Source organism: Pseudomonas sp. B23(2017) (assembly GCF_002113725.1).
GTDB lineage: Bacteria > Pseudomonadota > Gammaproteobacteria > Pseudomonadales > Pseudomonadaceae > Aquipseudomonas > Aquipseudomonas putida_Z.
Genome location: NZ_NEJM01000018.1, coordinates 26312 through 42247, shown reverse-complemented (window position 1 = coordinate 42247; position 15936 = coordinate 26312). Strand labels below are relative to the sequence as shown.

Genomic DNA, 15936 nt, shown 5'->3' with positions numbered 1-15936 from the left:
CTTCGGCAGGGCTGTTTTGCAGTGCTGCCGTTGGACACGCCACGCGTATCTCCGAGGTTGGCAGCCTGGCAATGCTGAGCGGATTTTCCGCTTGGTGCCAGGCTCCCAGCCTCGTGTTGTATCTGGACGGTCAATGGGGCCGATTCCCCGTTCTGCCCAAGAATTCGCAAGAAACCAGTTCCCCCAAGAGCCACTGAAAAAGGTAGGAAACCGTGAACCCGGTAATCAAGACTTTCCAGTTCGGTCAATCGACCGTTACTCTCGAAACGGGCCGTATTGCCCGTCAGGCAACCGGCGCCGTGCTGGTGACCGTCGACAACGACGTCACCGTGCTGGTGACTGTGGTAGGCGCCAAACAGGCCGATCCAGGCAAGGGTTTCTTCCCGCTGTCGGTCCACTACCAGGAAAAGACCTACGCCGCCGGCAAGATCCCGGGTGGCTTCTTCAAGCGTGAAGGCCGTCCTTCCGAGAAAGAGACCCTGACCTCGCGCCTGATCGACCGTCCGATCCGTCCGCTGTTCCCGGAAGGCTTCATGAACGAAGTGCAGGTAGTCTGCACCGTGGTTTCCACCAGCAAGAAGACCGACCCGGACATCGCTGCGATGATCGGTACCTCGGCTGCCCTGGCCATTTCCGGCATTCCGTTCGAAGGCCCGATCGGCGCCGCTCGCGTTGCCTTCCACGAAAGCACCGGCTACCTGCTGAACCCGACCTACGAGCAACTGGCTGCCTCGAGCCTGGACATGGTCGTTGCCGGTACCTCCGACGCTGTACTGATGGTTGAATCGGAAGCCAAAGAGCTGACCGAAGACCAGATGCTGGGCGCCGTACTGTTCGCCCACGACGAATTCCAGGCCGTGATCCAGGCCGTCAAGGAACTGGCCGCCGAAGCCGGCAAGCCGACCTGGGACTGGCAGCCAGCCCCAGCCAACGTCGAGCTGATGAACCTGGTGCGTGGCGAGTTCGGCGAAGCCGTTTCGCAGGCCTACACCATCACTCAGAAGGCTGACCGTTACAACCGCCTGGGCCAGCTGCGCGACGAGGCTGTTGCCCGTCTGAGCAACGAAGAGACCGGCCCGTCCGCCAGCGCCATCAAGGACATCTTCGGCGAGCTGGAATACCGCACCGTCCGCGAGAACATCGTCAACGGCAAACCGCGTATCGACGGCCGTGACACCCGCACCGTGCGCCCGCTGAACATCGAAGTCGGCGTATTGCCGAAGACCCACGGTTCGGCGCTGTTCACCCGTGGCGAAACCCAGGCCCTGGTCGTCGCGACCCTGGGTACTGCCCGTGACGCCCAGCTGCTGGACACCCTGGAAGGCGAGAAGAAAGACCCGTTCATGCTGCACTACAACTTCCCGCCATTCTCGGTGGGTGAGTGCGGCCGCATGGGCGGCGCCGGCCGTCGTGAAATCGGCCACGGCCGCCTGGCCCGTCGTGGCGTGCAGGCCATGCTGCCGAGCGACAGCGACTTCCCTTACACCATCCGCGTGGTATCGGAAATCACCGAATCCAACGGTTCCAGCTCCATGGCTTCGGTCTGTGGTGCTTCCCTGGCCCTGATGGACGCCGGTGTACCGATGAAGGCACCGGTTGCCGGTATCGCCATGGGCCTGGTCAAGGAAGGTGACAAGTTCGCCGTCCTGACCGACATCCTGGGTGACGAAGACCACCTGGGCGACATGGACTTCAAGGTAGCCGGTACCGCCAAGGGTGTTACTGCGCTGCAGATGGACATCAAGATCAACGGCATCACCGAAGAGATCATGGAAATCGCCCTGGGCCAGGCCCTGGAAGCGCGCCTGAACATCCTCGGCCAGATGAACCAGATCATCGCCCAGTCGCGTAGCGAGCTGTCGGCCAACGCCCCGACCATGATCGCGATGAAGATCGACACCGACAAGATCCGCGACGTCATCGGTAAAGGCGGCGCCACCATTCGCGCCATCTGCGAAGAGACCAAGGCTTCGATCGACATCGAAGACGACGGCTCGATCAAGATCTTCGGCGAAACCAAGGAAGCGGCAGAGGCTGCCAAGCAGCGCATCCTGGGCATCACTGCCGAGGCCGAGATCGGCAAGATCTACGTCGGCAAGGTCGAGCGCATCGTCGACTTCGGTGCCTTCGTCAACATCCTGCCTGGCAAGGACGGCCTGGTGCACATCTCCATGTTGAGCGATGCTCGCGTCGAGAAAGTCACCGACATCCTGAAAGAAGGCCAGGAAGTTGAAGTACTGGTACTGGACGTGGACAACCGCGGCCGTATCAAGCTGTCGATCAAGGACGTTGCCGCGGCCAAGGCCTCGGGCGTCTAAGCGACTGCCACGCAACAGGAAAAGGGCCCTTCGGGGCCCTTTTTTCATGGGCGAAAGGGAACCTTTTGCGGACTTGCATCTTGCATGCAGGTTTACCGTGCAGATTGCAAAATGCACGACGACGGGAATGCTGGTTTTTCGCTAACTTATTGATTTGAAAGGAAACAAGCGAAGCGGAAAATCTGGCACAGCGCGTGCAAGTACCTTCATATCTGACGCCAGGACATACGGCGCAGACCTTTCGAAAAACAGGAGTGACTCACATGAAGAAGTTCGCCATTGCTGCCGCTACTGCTACCGCCCTGACCCTGACCATGGCTAACGGCGCATTCGCTGCAGAGCCAACCCAGGCTCCAGTCATGTTGGCCGCCAATACCGTGGACAACGCCAAGCAGGAAGGTTCTGACACCTGGATCACCACCAAAGTGAAAGCGGACCTGCTGACTGAAAAAGGTATTCCAGGCAGCGACATCAAAGTCGAGACCAGCCAAGGTGTCGTCTCGCTGTCGTCTGACGTGGCGGTGACTCAGTCCCAGAAAGAAGAAGCTGTACGTATTACCAAGAACATCAAAGGCGTCAAGAGTGTGATGTCGGACGGCCTGAAAGCCGAATAAGGAATGTCCCGTCGGCCAAAAGGATTTGGCCACCTTCGCTCCGAGCCCCGGCTATTTGCCGGGGCTTTTCATTGGTGGCTAGTAAACCGGGTTACGCGCAATCACCTCACTCTCGAAGCATTCCTGCTCGACGATCAGCGGCTCGACCAACGGCCGGCTATCGCGAAAGTGCGCAGTCTGCGTATGCGCGTCATACGCCGCATCATCGCGGTAGATCTCGTACAGGTAGATCACCTCCGGATCGACCCGGTCCTGCGACACATCGAACACCAGGCAGCCAGGCTCGTTGGCAACGGAAGCCGCGGCATTGACCTTGATCGCAGTCAGAAATTCCTCGGCGCAACCGGGCTTCACTCGGGTCTTGATGAACAGGCTATACACAAGGCTCTCCTTTTGTTTTAAATTCTATTATGAATTGTATACAAAAATGGAGCCTCGCCAATGTCCGAATTGCCTGCACGCCCTGGCCGCCTGAACGGCCTGCGTCATATTGCCTTGTTGGTACCCAACCTGGAGGAGTGTGAACGCTTCTACGTCGATGTGCTGGGCATGGAAGTGCTGAACCGCGCCAACGAAGACCTGGTATACCTCACTTGTGGTAACGACAACCTGTCGCTGGGGCGTGGGGCAGGGGCGGCCAATGGGTTGCAGACCCTGGACCACTATGGGTTCATCGTCGATAGCGTGGAGGAGCTGGAAGCCTGGTACCAGTACTTCAAGGCGCACGGCGTGACCTTGCTGGACCGGCCGTTCAACCATGGTGACGGGGCGCGCAGCTTCCACCTGTTGGACCCGGCAGGGAACAAGGTGCAGCCGTTGTACCATCCGGCGGTGTCGGGGCAGCGTTTGGTGTGAAGCCTGTACCGGCCTCTTCGCGGGCTTGCCCGCTCCCACAGGTACTGCACAGGCCTTGAACTGTGTGCGGTCCCTGTGGGAGCGGGCAAGCCCGCGAAGAGGCCAGACCTGCTAGTAGAAGTTACTCGGCATCCAGATGCATCGGCGTCACCACCCGCCCATCGCTCTCGGCCTGGCCCAGGTTGGTATCGATGAAGTACACCCGGTCATCTTCCAGCTGGCCTTTGTCCACCAGGTAATCCTTGATGCTGCTGGCCCGCTCCTGGCCCAGCGTGCGCAGTAGCGCAGTACTCTCGGCCCAGGACTTGATCACCGCCTCGCGCAGCTTGGCGGTGCGCTCGTCGCGGCCCAGTTGCTCCCATTCGGCAGGCGGCTGCTGCTTCAGGCGGTTACGGTAGATGCCTTCGAGCATCGCCGGTTTGTCACTGTCGTCGACCACCAGCATCGAGGCATTGGCCGGCACCTTGTCACCGCGACGCTGCAGGATCTTGTACCAGGTGGCCTGGTACTCGCGCTCCAGGCGCTGCTGGGCGATCAGCGGGCCATCGCTGGCCTGGGCGCTGGTGCCTTCGATTTCCAGGCGCAGTTCCGGGCGTTCCTTCAGGGCCGACGCCAGCTTGTCCAGCGATGCCTGGGCGTCGCTACCGAGCTCGCTGGAGCCCGGGGCGAAGGCCACGTTGCCCAGGTCTTCCGAACCACCGCCGGCAACCAGCCCGCCAATGAACTTGAACGGTGCCTGCGCCGCACGCAACACCAGGTTGCGCAGGGTTTGCCAGACGATCGGCATCACGCTGAACTGCGGGTTGTTGAGGTCGCCCGACACCGGAAGCTCGATCGAGATCTTGCCTTCGGTGTCCTTCAGCAACGCAACCGCCAGGCGGATCGGCAGGTCCACTGCGTCCGGGCTGTCGACCTTCTCGCCCAACTGCAGCTGCTCTACCACCACCTTGTTTTCGGCCTTCAGCTGGCCATTGGTGATCAGGTAGTGCAGGTCGAGGTTGAGCCGGCCTTTGCGGATGCGGAAGCCGGCGAACTTGCCGGAGTAGGGGGTGAGTGTGGTCAGCTCGACCCGCTTGAAGCTGGTGGCGATGTCCAGGCTGGCCAGCGGGTCGAACGGGTTGAGGGCGCCTTTGATGGTGACCGGCGCGTAGCGGTCGACCTTGCCCTTGACGTCGACCTTGGCCGGCACCGGCTTGCGGTTGTCGATGGTGCCGATCCGGCCGTTGAGCTGCTGGATGGCCGTGGCGAAGTTGGGGGTGAGGGACAGGTCGGCGAAGTTGGCCGAGCCGTCGTTGATGTCGATCTGGCCGATGTGGATGCCCAGCGGCTTGTCGTTGCTGGCAGCGGCCGGCTTGGCCTGGCTGGTCGCCGGGGCGCCGGCCGGCTGCGGGATCAGCAGGTCGTTGATGTTGGTGGTGCGGTCCTCGTTGATGATGAAGCGCGCATAGGGTTGCAGCAGGGTCACCTTGTCGATCGACAGAGCATCGCCGTGCACGTAGGACAGGCCGTCGACGTTCACCTGCTGCCATTTGACGAAGTCACGGCTCTTGATGGTGTCGAGGGTGTGCAGCTGGCTGACCTGTGCCTTGCCGGTAACGCTGAAGGCCAGCGGTGCGGTGTTCTTCAGGTCGACCTTGAGGTCGCTGGCGAGCATGCCGCTGCGCAGCTCCAGCAGGATGAACGGGCTGATATAGGCCTGGGCCACTCGCAGGTCGATGTCGCGGGTGCTCACGTCCAGCTTGGCCCAGATGGGCGCCAGGTTGACCTGGCCGGCCGCCTGCAGTTTGCCTTGCTTGCCCACGCCGGTATCGAGCTTGAGGGTGAAGGGCGACTTGTTGAGGCTGTCGAAACCTTGCAGGTCGGCGTTGAGCGGGCCGACGTCGAGGGCCACCGGCTCCTTCTGGGTACGGTCTGCCAGGTGCACCAGGTAGTTACGCAGTTGCACATCCTTGAGCAGCACCTGCCAGGGTTTGCTCGGCTCCTTGGCGGCTTGCTGTTCGGGCGTGGGTTCGGCGGCTGCCGGCTCGGCCTTTTCCTTCGGCGTAGCTTTGGGCGGCTGGCTGGCGAACAGCTTCTGCCAATCGAGCTGGCCGTCCTTTTCCAGCGCAGCCCAGGTTTCCAGCTTTTCACTGCGGATCTTGCCCACGGTGACCAGCTGCTTGACCAGGTCGACCGAGGTTTCGCTTACTTCCAGGCTGGCCAGGCGTGCCAGCGGGCGGCCATCCGGGGCCTTGATGGCAAACGGGGCGATGCGCACCGACGCGTTGTCCAGCAACAGTTCGGTCTGTTTGGCAAGGTTGAGCTTGTAGTGGGTGTCGAGGCTGACCACGCCCTCTTCCAGCACCAGTGGCACGGCATCGCGCACATAGGGCCAGAATGCCTTCATCTTGCCTTCGGTGATCTTCAGTGTGCCTTCAGAGGCGATCGGCGCCAGGCTCAGGGTACCTTTCCAGTCGATACGCCCGCCGTTGGGGCCGATGGCCACCAGGGTCATGTCGGCATTGTCGTTAGGCAGGGTGCTGAGGTTTTTCAGCTCCAGGTTCATGTTGTCGTACAGGAACTCGATCGGCTCGCTCGGGCGCAGGTCCTCGAAGTGCAGGTAGCCGTCGCTGAGCTTGATGCTGCCGATGCGTAGCGGGAACGGGTCGCTGGGCGGCTCGTCAGGCTTGGCTTCGCTGGCTGGCAGCTTGAACAGGCGGGTCAGGTTGAGGGTACCGTCCTTGGCGAACAGTACTTCGTTGCGTGGTTTGACCAGTTCCACGGCGTCCAGGTGCAGGGCACCGCTCCACAGGCTGTCGAGCGAGAGGTTGGCGTACAGCCGCTCGAAGCCGACCTGCTCCTTGCCCGGCTCGCCGATCTGCAGGCCCCACAGCGTCAGCTCGAGGCTGAAGGGGTTGAGCTCGATCCGTTCGAGGTGGGCAGGCACGGTCGCGTACTGGGCCAACTGCTGGTTGGCGATGCGCAGCGCGACACCGGGGAGAACGAGAAAGCCGAGAAGGCTGTAGAGGGCTACGAGGGCCAGCAGTGCGCCAGCGGCGCGAGTCAATCCTTTGTACATGTGTCGCTTCGTCTGTCTAAGCAGGAGAGCTTGGAGTATGGCACGTTAAATCAGTTCCGCTGAGGCGACCATCTGACCTCATTCGATACCCATGCGCCGTTTGGCCCGATGCGCCGAGCCGTCGCGCATCGCCCAGCGCAGTACTGGCGCGGTGCGTTGCAGGCCCAGGCGGATCATGCGCCGCTGCAACGGGCCGTGCTGCAGGCCGAGCATGGCCTGGGCCCAGCCCGGCAGCAGGTCGATGCCGGCGTGCAGCATCAACTTGCCCACCGGCTGTGCCAGGCGGCTGGGGGCGGGGGCATCGAGCAGGATGCTGACCACCTCATGGCTGCGGGCGTCGCAGTGCAACTGCGGCCGCATGCGCTGCAGGTAGTCCTCGACCTGCTGGCACGAGCGCGGCACGTCGCGGGCGCCAAGGCGCTCGGCAATCAGCGCGATCTCTGCGTAGTAGGCATCCTGCTCGGCGCGCGCAAGGTGCGGGTTGCGGTAACGCAGGTGGGCAGCGAGGAAGCTGCTGACTTCCGCCACATGCACCCAGGTCAGCAGGTCCGGGTCGCTGGCCGCATATGGGCGGCCATCCGGCGCGGTGCCGGTCACCTGCAGGTGGATGGTGCGCACCTTGTCGATCAGCCACTCGGCATCGCGGGTGGCGCCGAAGGTGGTGCCGGAAATGAATTGGCTGGTGCGGCGCAGGCGGCCGAGCAGGTCTTCACGGAAGTTGGAATGGTCCCACACCCCGGCCAGGGCCAGCGGATGCAGCAATTGCAGCATGAGGGCGCTGATGCCACCGACCAGCATGCTCGGGAAGTCGCCATGTACCCGCCAGCTGATGCTGTGCGGGCCGAACAGGCCGGGGTCGCCCTTGGGCGATTCCAGATCGAGCTGGCCGAGGGCCAGCCCGGTAAGGCTCATGACCTGGGTTTCGATGCGGCGGCGAAGGGCTTCCATGGCGACCTGTGGTTCAGGGCGGCCATGAACAGCGGCCGCCGGTTACTGGTTGAGGCGTTTGTCGATCAGGCCCTGCACCACACTTGGGTCGGCCAGGGTCGAGGTATCGCCCAGGTTGTCGAGTTCGTTGCAGGCGATCTTGCGCAGTATACGCCGCATGATCTTGCCTGAGCGCGTCTTGGGTAGCGCCGGGGCCCACTGGATCAGCTCGGGCTTGGCGAAACTGCCGATTTCCTTGCTGACCAGGGCCAGCAACTCGGCCTTGAGCGCGTCGTCCGGCGTTACGCCATTCATGGGCGTGACGAAGGCATAAACGCCCTGGCCCTTGAGGTCGTGGGGGTAACCGACCACCGCCGCTTCGGCGACGCTGTCATGCAGCACCAGCGCGCTTTCCACTTCGGCGGTACCGATACGGTGGCCGGAAACGTTGATCACGTCATCGATACGCCCGGTGATCCAGTAGTCACCATCGGCATCGCGGCGGGCACCGTCGCCGGTGAAGTAATAGCCGGGCATCGGCTTGAAGTAGGTGTCGACCATGCGCTGATGGTCGCCATAGACGCTACGGATCTGCCCGGGCCAGCTGGCCTTGATCACCAGCAGGCCGGCACCGGGGCCTTCGATGAGCTTGCCCTTTTCGTCCAGCAGCACTGGTTGTACGCCGAACATGGGCTGGGTGGCACAGCCGGGCTTGAGCGACTGCGAGCCGGGCAACGGGGTGAGCATGATGCCGCCGGTTTCGGTCTGCCACCAGGTATCGACGATGGGGCAGCGCTTTTGCCCGACTTCCTCGAAATACCACTCCCAGGCTTCGGGGTTGATCGGCTCGCCGACGCTGCCCAGCAGGCGCAGGCTCTGGCGTGAAGTGTTTTGCAGCGGCGCGGAGCCTTCGCGCATCAGCGCGCGCAGGGCGGTCGGGGCGGTGTAGAAGATGTTCACCTGGTGCTTGTCCACCACTTGCCAGAAGCGCGAGGTGTCCGGGTAGTTGGGCACGCCTTCGAACATCAGCGAGATCGCGCCATTGGCCAGTGGACCATAGACGATGTAGCTGTGGCCGGTGACCCAGCCGACATCGGCGGTGCACCAGAACACCTCGCCGTCACGGTAGTCGAACACCACCTTGAAGGTGAGGGTGGCCTGCAGCAGGTAGCCGCCGGTAGTGTGCAGCACGCCTTTGGGTTTGCCGGTGCTGCCGGAGGTGTAGAGGATGAACAGCGGGTCCTCGGCCTCCATCGGCTCGGGAGCGCAGTCGTCGCCGGCCTTTTCCGTTGCCTCGTGGTACCAGAGGTCACGGCCTTCGGCCCAGGCGACATCGCCGCCGGTGCGGCGCACCACGAATACGCTGCTGACCGCGGGGCAGCTGGCCAGGGCCTTGTCGACGTTCTGTTTCAGCGGGATGCGTTTACCGCCGCGCACGCCTTCATCGGCGGTGATCACCGTACGGCAGTCGGCATCGAGGATACGGTCGCGCAGGGCATCGGGCGAGAAGCCGCCAAACACCACCGAGTGGATGGCACCGATGCGGGTGCAGGCAAGCATGGCGAAGGCGGCCTCGGGGATCATCGGCATGTAGATGCACACCCGGTCGCCTTTCTTCACCCCGCGTGCTTTCAGCGCATTGGCCAGGCGGCAGACCTGGCGGTGCAGTTCGCGGTAGGTGATGGCCTTGGAATCCTTGGGATCGTCGCCTTCCCACAGCAGGGCGGTCTGTTCGCCGCGTCGGGCCAGGTGGCGGTCGATGCAGTTGTAGCTGACGTTGAGCTGGGCGCCGTCGAACCAGCGGGCGCTGCCGGTCTTCAGGTCGCATTGCTGCACGCTCGACCAGGGTTTTATCCAGTCCAGGCGCTTGGCCTGTTCGGCCCAGAAGGTGTCGGGGTCATCCACCGACTGGCGGTAGAGGCGGCGGTACTCGTCGGGGGTGAGGGCGGCGGACTGGCTGACGGCCAGGGCCTGGGGGTAGTTGCGGATATCGAACATGGCGGGTGGTCCTGCTCTTGTAAGGGGCGATGGACTGCAACGGCTATTCGATAGGACAGTGTAGCCAGAGGTGATGTTCCTTGAGGGTAGACTCGGTCCCTGTAGGAGCGGCCTTGTGTCGCGATGGGCCGCAGAGCGGCCCCGGGATCTCAGCGCTGGCGCATCAATTGTTGGGGCCGCTCTGCGGCCCATCGCGACACAAGGCCGCTCCTACACGGAGCGACCGTGTGACGGCTTTGGGATCAACCGCGGTGACGGCCGCGGAAGTAGTTGATCAGGCCTTGGGTAGAGCCATCTTCGGCGCTGTCTTCCAGGCTGCCGACCAGGCGTTGGTAAACGCCCTTGCCCAGCTCCTTGCCCAGCTCCACGCCCCACTGGTCGAAGGCGTTGATGCCCCAGATCACGCTCTGTACGAAGACCTTGTGCTCGTACATCGCCACCAGCGCGCCCAGGCGGCGTGGGCTGATGCGCTCCACCACCAGGGTATTGCTCGGGCGGTTGCCCGGGATGACCTTGTGCGGGGCCAGCTTTTCGATGTCCGCTTCGTTCAGGCCTTTGCCACGCAGCTCGGCTTCGGCTTCCTCGCGGGTCTTGCCCAGCATCAGCGCCTGGCTCTGCGACAGGCAGTTGGCGTACAGCCACTGGTGATGGTCGGCCACCGGGTTGAAGCTCACCACTGGCACGATGAAGTCGGCCGGAATCAGCTGGGTGCCTTGGTGCAGCAACTGGTGGTAGGCATGCTGGCCGTTGCAGCCGACGCCGCCCCAGATCACCGGGCCGGTGTCGGTTTTCACCGGGGTGCCGTCCTGCAGCACGCTCTTGCCGTTGGACTCCATGTCCAGCTGTTGCAGGTGCTTGGTGATGTTGCGCAGGTAGTGGTCGTACGGCAGGATCGCGTGGCTCTGGGCGCCCCAGAAGTTGCCGTACCACACGCCCAGCAGGGCCAGCAGTACCGGCATGTTCTTTTCGAACGGCGCGGTCTGGAAGTGCTGGTCCATGGTGTAGGCACCGGACAGCAGTTCCTTGAAGTTGGCGGTACCGATGGCCAGGGCGATCGGCAGGCCGATGGCCGACCACAGCGAGTAGCGCCCGCCCACCCAGTCCCACATCGGGAAGATGTTTTCTTCGCGGATGCCGAAGGCCACGGCGGCGGCCTTGTTGCTGGAAACAGCGATGAAGTGGCGGTACAGCTCGGCTTCCGAACCGCCCTGGGCCAGGTACCAGGTACGCGCGGCCATGGCGTTCTTCAAGGTCTCGAGGGTGTTGAACGACTTCGATGAGACGATGAACAGGGTGGTTTCGGCGCGCAGGTTGGCCGACAGCTCGTGGAACTCACTGCCGTCGATGTTCGCCAGGTAGTGGCAGCGCACGCCGCGCTGGGCGTAGGGCAGCAGCGCCTCGGAGACCAGCTCGGGGCCGAGGAACGAGCCACCGATGCCGATGTTGACCACGTCGGTGATCGGTTTTTCGCTGTAGCCGCGCCACAGGCCGTCGTGGATGCGGCCGACCAGTTCGGTGATCTGGTTGAGCACCTTGTGCACTTCCGGCATGACGTTCACGCCGTTGACGCTGAGCTTGTCGCCCACCGGCCGGCGCAGGGCGGTGTGCAGCACCGGGCGCCCTTCGGAGGCGTTGATGATTTCGCCACTGAACATCGACTTGATGGCGTCCTGCAGGCCCACTTCGTTGGCCAGGTTCACCAGCAGGTCGCGGCTTTGTTCGGTGATCAGGTTTTTCGAGTAGTCGAGGAACAGGCCGCAGGAGCTCAGGGAGAACTGGTCGAAGCGCTTGGTATCGGCGGCGAAGGCTTCGCGCATGCTGAAACCTTGCATGGCGTCGCGGTGTTGCTGGAGCGCCTGCCAGGCGGGCAGGGCCGTGACATCGTGGGGTGTACGGTAATACGCCATTGCGCGGGGTTCCCTTGGTGCGTGGTGAGACCTTGGACACGGCACTCATTGCCGGGTTCAGGCTGGCACCATTATAGGCAAAGGCCACTTGCAGGGAATGGGTATGGCGGGGGAATTTGGGGGGGCGCTTTGCGCCCCTTCGCAGCATAAGGCTGCTCCTACAAAGGAAGGCGATTTTCTGTAGGAGCAGCCTTGTGCTGCGAATGGGCTGCAAGGCAGCCCCAGGCCGTTACGCGGTCTTCTCTTCCAGATGCAGGTACAGGTTGTCGATCAACCGTGTGTTACCCAGGTAAGCCGCCGCAATTACCACCAGGTCTCGATCATCGATCACTGCCGGGCGCAGGCTCACGGCATGACGCACTTCCAGGTAATCCGGCCGGAAACCAGCGGCGGTCAACTGCGCCTGGCCTTCGGCAACCAGCGCGGCAAAGTCACGTTGGCCACGGCCGATGCCAGCAGCAATGTGCTGCAGCGTGCGGTACAACGCTGGCGCCGCAGCACGCTGCTCAGGCGTGAGGTAACCGTTGCGCGACGACAGCGCCAGGCCGTCCTCGGCACGCACGGTGGGCTCGCCGATGATCTGGATCGGCATGTTCAGGTCGCGCACCATGGCACGGATCACCGCCAGCTGCTGGAAGTCCTTTTCACCGAACACGGCAAGGTCGGGCTGGACCATGTTGAACAGCTTGCTGACCACGGTGGCCACGCCTTCGAAATGCCCGGGCCGGCTGGCGCCGCACAGGCCTTCGGAAAGGTGGGGCACGCTGACGCGGGTTTGCACGCTCATGCCGTCGGGGTACATCTCTTCGACGCTGGGCGCGAACAGAAGATTGCAGCCAGCCTGGAGCAGGCGCTCCTGGTCGGCGGCCAGGGTGCGCGGGTACTTGTCGAGGTCTTCGTTGGCGCCGAACTGCAGCGGGTTGACGAAAATGCTGGCGACCACGAAATCGGCGCGCTGCGCAGCCTTGGTCACCAGGGCGGCATGGCCGCTGTGCAGGTTGCCCATGGTCGGCACGAAGCCGATGCGCTTGCCTTCACCGCGGGCGCGGGCGACTGCGGCGCGCAGTTCGCGGACGGTCTTGACTGTATTCATGCACTGAACCCGTGTTCGCTGCCTGGGAAGCTGACTTGCTTGACCGCCTCGACGTAAGCGACGAGGGCACTGTGGATATCCGGCTGGCCGTGCATGAAGTTCTTCACGAACTTCGGTACCCGGCCGCTCAGCGACAGCCCGAGCATGTCGTGCAGGACCAGTACCTGGCCATCGGTGCCGCTGCCGGCGCCAATGCCGATCACCGGGATGGATACGGCACTGGTGATTTCCGCCGCCAGTTCGCTGGGCACGCATTCGAGCAGCAGCATGGCTGCACCGGCCTGTTCCAGGGCGATGGCGTCGGCGCGCATCTGCCGGGCCTGGGCTTCCTGGCGGCCCTGCACCTTGTAGCCGCCCAGCACGTTGACAGTCTGCGGGGTCAGGCCCATGTGCGCGCACACCGGCACGCCACGCTCGGCCAGCAGGCGGATGGTCTCGGCCAGCCAGGCAGCACCTTCGATCTTGATCATGTGGGCGCCAGCCTGCATCAGCGTGGCGCTGTTGGCAAAGGCCTGCTCCGGGGTGGCATGCGCCATGAACGGCAGGTCGGCGAGGATCAGCGCGCCGTCGTTGCCACGTTTGACGCTGGCGGTATGGTAGGCCATGTCCGCGGTGGTCACCGGCAGTGTGCTGTCGTGGCCTTGCAGGACCATGCCCAGCGAGTCGCCCACCAGCAACACTTCGACACCGGCCTGGCTGGCGGCCTTGGCGAAGGTCGCGTCGTAGCAGGTCAGCATGGTGATTTTTTCACCCTTGGCCTTGAGGCCATTGAGGGTGGTCAGGGTTACTTCAGGCATGTAGGAAATTCCTCGTTCAGGCGCTGTAAGAAACGACTGCATTCAACGCGTGTAGTCATCTTCCGGAGCGGCACATCATCGCGCGTGATGTTCGGGCACAGGTCCGTCCGGGCCTAAATACGGGTATGCGGCACTTTGGTGCCACACGGGACGCCTATAGTCGTGAGCGAGGTTGGGGAAGTCAATCACCCTGTTACCGCATTGTTACGATCAGGGTGTTACTGGCGTTACCGCGCCAGTGTGCAAGGCTGGAACGCCCGGTTTACAGGCGTTCCAGGCCGACGAACGGGCAGTCGTCGAGCAGTTGCGCGAGGGCGCGGCCGTCGGCCAGGCGGAAATCGCCCGGTACCAGTTCCGCCAGCGGGTACAGCACGAAAGGCCGGGCATGCATGTGGTAATGCGGCACTCTCAGGCGCGGCTCATCGAGCACCTGGTCGCCGAACAGCAGGATGTCCAGGTCCAGTGTGCGCGGGCCCCAGCGTTCCTTGCGCACGCGGCCCTGATCGTTCTCGATGGCTTGCAGTGCATCGAGCAGGGCCAGCGGTGGCAGGGCGGTGTCCAGGGCGGCGACGGCGTTGGTGTAGCGCGGCTGGCCGGGCAGCAACGAATCGCTGGTGTACAGGGCCGAGGCCGCCACCAGGCGTGTGGCTTCGACCTGGTCGAGGGCCTGCAAGGCGCTGCGCAGCTGCTCGGCAGGTGCGTCCAGGTTGCTGCCCAGGCCGATATAGGCGCGGGTACTCACTCGAACGCCTCGTCGCCACTGCGCTTGCGCTTGCCACCGCTACGCTTGCGTTTGCGCGGGCCGGCGCCTGTGCCTTCGTCACGGCTGCCCAGCTCGCGGATCATCTCGCGGCGCTCGCTGTCGTTGGCATCCTGGTAGTCGGTCCACCACTGGCCGAGGTCGTCGGTTTCTTCCCCGGCGCTTTCGCGCAGCAGCAGGAAGTCGTAGCCGGCACGGAAGCGCGGGTTGTCCAGCAGCATGTCGGCGCGCTTGCCGCTGCGGCGTGGCAGGCGCTCCTGCATGTCCCAGATCTCGCGGATCGGCAGGGTGAAGCGCTTGGGGATGGCGATGCGTGCGCATTGCTCGGCGATCAGGTCGTGGGCCGCACCGTTCATGGCCGGGATCGGCGGCACGCCTTGGTTCTGCAGGTGCAGCACGCGGGCCGGCAGGGCTGGCCACAGCAGCGCGGCGAAGAGGAAAGCCGGGGTTACCGGTTTGCCTTGCTTCACGCGCAGGTCGGTGTTGTTCAGCGCCTGGCTGATCAGCGTGTGGGTGTAGGTCGGGCGCTCGTCCAGGGCATGCGAACTGGCCGGGAACAGCGGCTCGAACAACTGCAGGTCGACCAGCATTTCGAAGACGATGGCGCCCTGGCCGGAGAGGAACAGCTTGAGGCTCTCTTCGAACAGGCGCGCTGGCGGAATCTCGCGCAGCAGTGGGGCCAGCTCGCGGATCGGCTGGACCGTGTGCTTTTCGATGCCGAAGTCGAGCTTGGCGGCGAAACGCACCGCGCGCAGCATGCGCACCGGGTCTTCCTGGTAGCGGTGGGTAGGGTCACCGATCAGGCGCAGCAGGCGGTTGCGAATATCGTGCACGCCGTTGGCGTAGTCGAGGATGCGCTCGCTGACCGGGTCGTAGTACAGGGCGTTGATGGTGAAGTCGCGACGTTGCGCGTCCTCTTCCAGGGTGCCGTACACGTTGTCACGCAGGATGCGGCCACTGGCATTGTGCGACGAACGGTGGCTGTCGCCCTGGTCGTCTTCCGAGTGGTGGGCGCGGAAGGTGGCGACTTCGATGATCTCACGGCCGAAATGCACGTGGACCAGCTTGAAGCGGCGGCCAATGATGCGCGCGTTGCGGAACTCGGCACGGACCTGTTCGGGGGTGGCACTGGTGGCGACGTCGAAGTCTTTCGGCGTGATGCCCAGCATCAGGTCGCGGACACAGCCACCGACCAGGTAAGCCTGGTAACCGGCGCTCTGCAGGCGTTCCACGATGTTCACCGCATGGCGGCTGAACTGGTGGCGTTGCAGCGAGTGCTGGCTCTTGTTGATCACCTCAGGCGTGGTGCGCCTGTGGTGCGGGCCCGGTACGGGCGGGCGGAACGACTGGAACAGCTTCTTCAGCATGGGATGCACTGTTTGAAGGAATGTTCGGCCAAGAATAGGAGAATGGCCGCATGATGGGCGGGGATTCTAGCATTTACTCAAGGAATGGTGTAGGCGGGTAGCAGGATGCCTGCCGGAAGGGTAGAAACGACAAGGGGAGCCTAAGCTCCCCAAGAAGTCGTTGCGTGCTCTTATTGTTTTTTTGCTGGGCTTCTTGTTTTTGTTGAGTGCCCTGTCCACAAATCTCGAAGCTTGTGGACGAC

Annotated in this window: 12 protein-coding genes; 3 read left to right on the top strand and 9 right to left on the bottom strand. The window is 63.4% G+C overall.

Translation table 11 applies throughout. The annotated features are described in order from the left end of the window. Positions 1 to 212 precede the first annotated feature (212 nt). Together pnp and CAG46_RS23950 are read left to right on the top strand one after the other, a co-directional pair. The gene (gene pnp, locus CAG46_RS23955; RefSeq protein WP_075046423.1) at positions 213 to 2318 is read left to right on the top strand and encodes a polyribonucleotide nucleotidyltransferase; all 2106 of its coding nucleotides are present in this window, start codon (positions 213 to 215) and stop codon (positions 2316 to 2318) included. A gap of 263 nt (positions 2319 to 2581) precedes the next feature. Then, positions 2582 to 2932: a BON domain-containing protein gene (locus CAG46_RS23950; RefSeq protein WP_025340697.1), complete on the top strand. Its 351-nt coding sequence runs from the start codon at positions 2582 to 2584 to the stop codon at positions 2930 to 2932. Between the two features lie 78 nt (positions 2933 to 3010). Here the strand turns inward: CAG46_RS23950 and CAG46_RS23945 are convergent, their stop codons facing one another. After that, positions 3011 to 3313 carry a putative quinol monooxygenase gene (locus CAG46_RS23945; RefSeq protein ID WP_085617918.1) on the bottom strand — a complete coding sequence of 101 codons (303 nt, stop codon included), beginning with the start codon at positions 3311 to 3313 and terminating at the stop codon, positions 3011 to 3013. 60 nt (positions 3314 to 3373) lie between these two features. On the opposite strand from CAG46_RS23945, the gene CAG46_RS23940 reads away from it, so the two are divergent. After that, the gene (locus CAG46_RS23940; RefSeq protein WP_010955354.1) at positions 3374 to 3787 is read left to right on the top strand and encodes a VOC family protein; all 414 of its coding nucleotides are present in this window, start codon (positions 3374 to 3376) and stop codon (positions 3785 to 3787) included. 121 nt (positions 3788 to 3908) lie between these two features. On the opposite strand, the gene CAG46_RS23935 is transcribed toward CAG46_RS23940, so the two are convergent. The 8 genes from CAG46_RS23935 to CAG46_RS23900 all read right to left on the bottom strand — a co-directional run bounded on the left by CAG46_RS23935 (position 3909) and on the right by CAG46_RS23900 (position 15694). Next, the gene (locus CAG46_RS23935; RefSeq protein WP_085617916.1) at positions 3909 to 6845 is read right to left on the bottom strand and encodes a DUF748 domain-containing protein; all 2937 of its coding nucleotides are present in this window, start codon (positions 6843 to 6845) and stop codon (positions 3909 to 3911) included. Between the two features lie 78 nt (positions 6846 to 6923). Continuing rightward, positions 6924 to 7793: an oxygenase MpaB family protein gene (locus CAG46_RS23930; protein ID WP_085617914.1), complete on the bottom strand. Its 870-nt coding sequence runs from the start codon at positions 7791 to 7793 to the stop codon at positions 6924 to 6926. Positions 7794 to 7835: 42 nt separating this feature from the next. Beyond that, positions 7836 to 9770: an acetate--CoA ligase gene (gene acs, locus CAG46_RS23925; protein ID WP_085617912.1), complete on the bottom strand. Its 1935-nt coding sequence runs from the start codon at positions 9768 to 9770 to the stop codon at positions 7836 to 7838. 242 nt (positions 9771 to 10012) lie between these two features. Beyond that, entirely contained in the window at positions 10013 to 11677 is a 1665-nt protein-coding gene (gene pgi, locus CAG46_RS23920) for a glucose-6-phosphate isomerase (RefSeq protein WP_085591714.1), read from the bottom strand. Between the two features lie 229 nt (positions 11678 to 11906). Continuing rightward, positions 11907 to 12770 (bottom strand): pantoate--beta-alanine ligase, encoded by an 864-nt coding sequence (gene panC, locus CAG46_RS23915; protein ID WP_025340691.1) that lies wholly within the window; start codon positions 12768 to 12770, stop codon positions 11907 to 11909. Next, positions 12767 to 13567 carry a 3-methyl-2-oxobutanoate hydroxymethyltransferase gene (panB, locus tag CAG46_RS23910; RefSeq protein WP_085617910.1) on the bottom strand — a complete coding sequence of 267 codons (801 nt, stop codon included), beginning with the start codon at positions 13565 to 13567 and terminating at the stop codon, positions 12767 to 12769. The genes panC and panB overlap by 4 nt, the downstream gene beginning before the upstream one ends. 262 nt (positions 13568 to 13829) lie before the next feature. Continuing rightward, a complete protein-coding gene (folK, locus tag CAG46_RS23905; protein ID WP_085617907.1) occupies positions 13830 to 14309 on the bottom strand; it encodes a 2-amino-4-hydroxy-6-hydroxymethyldihydropteridine diphosphokinase in 480 nt (159 codons plus the stop codon). Further along, the gene (locus tag CAG46_RS23900; protein WP_015271847.1) at positions 14306 to 15694 is read right to left on the bottom strand and encodes a polynucleotide adenylyltransferase PcnB; all 1389 of its coding nucleotides are present in this window, start codon (positions 15692 to 15694) and stop codon (positions 14306 to 14308) included. The genes folK and CAG46_RS23900 overlap by 4 nt, the downstream gene beginning before the upstream one ends. Positions 15695 to 15936 lie beyond the last annotated feature (242 nt).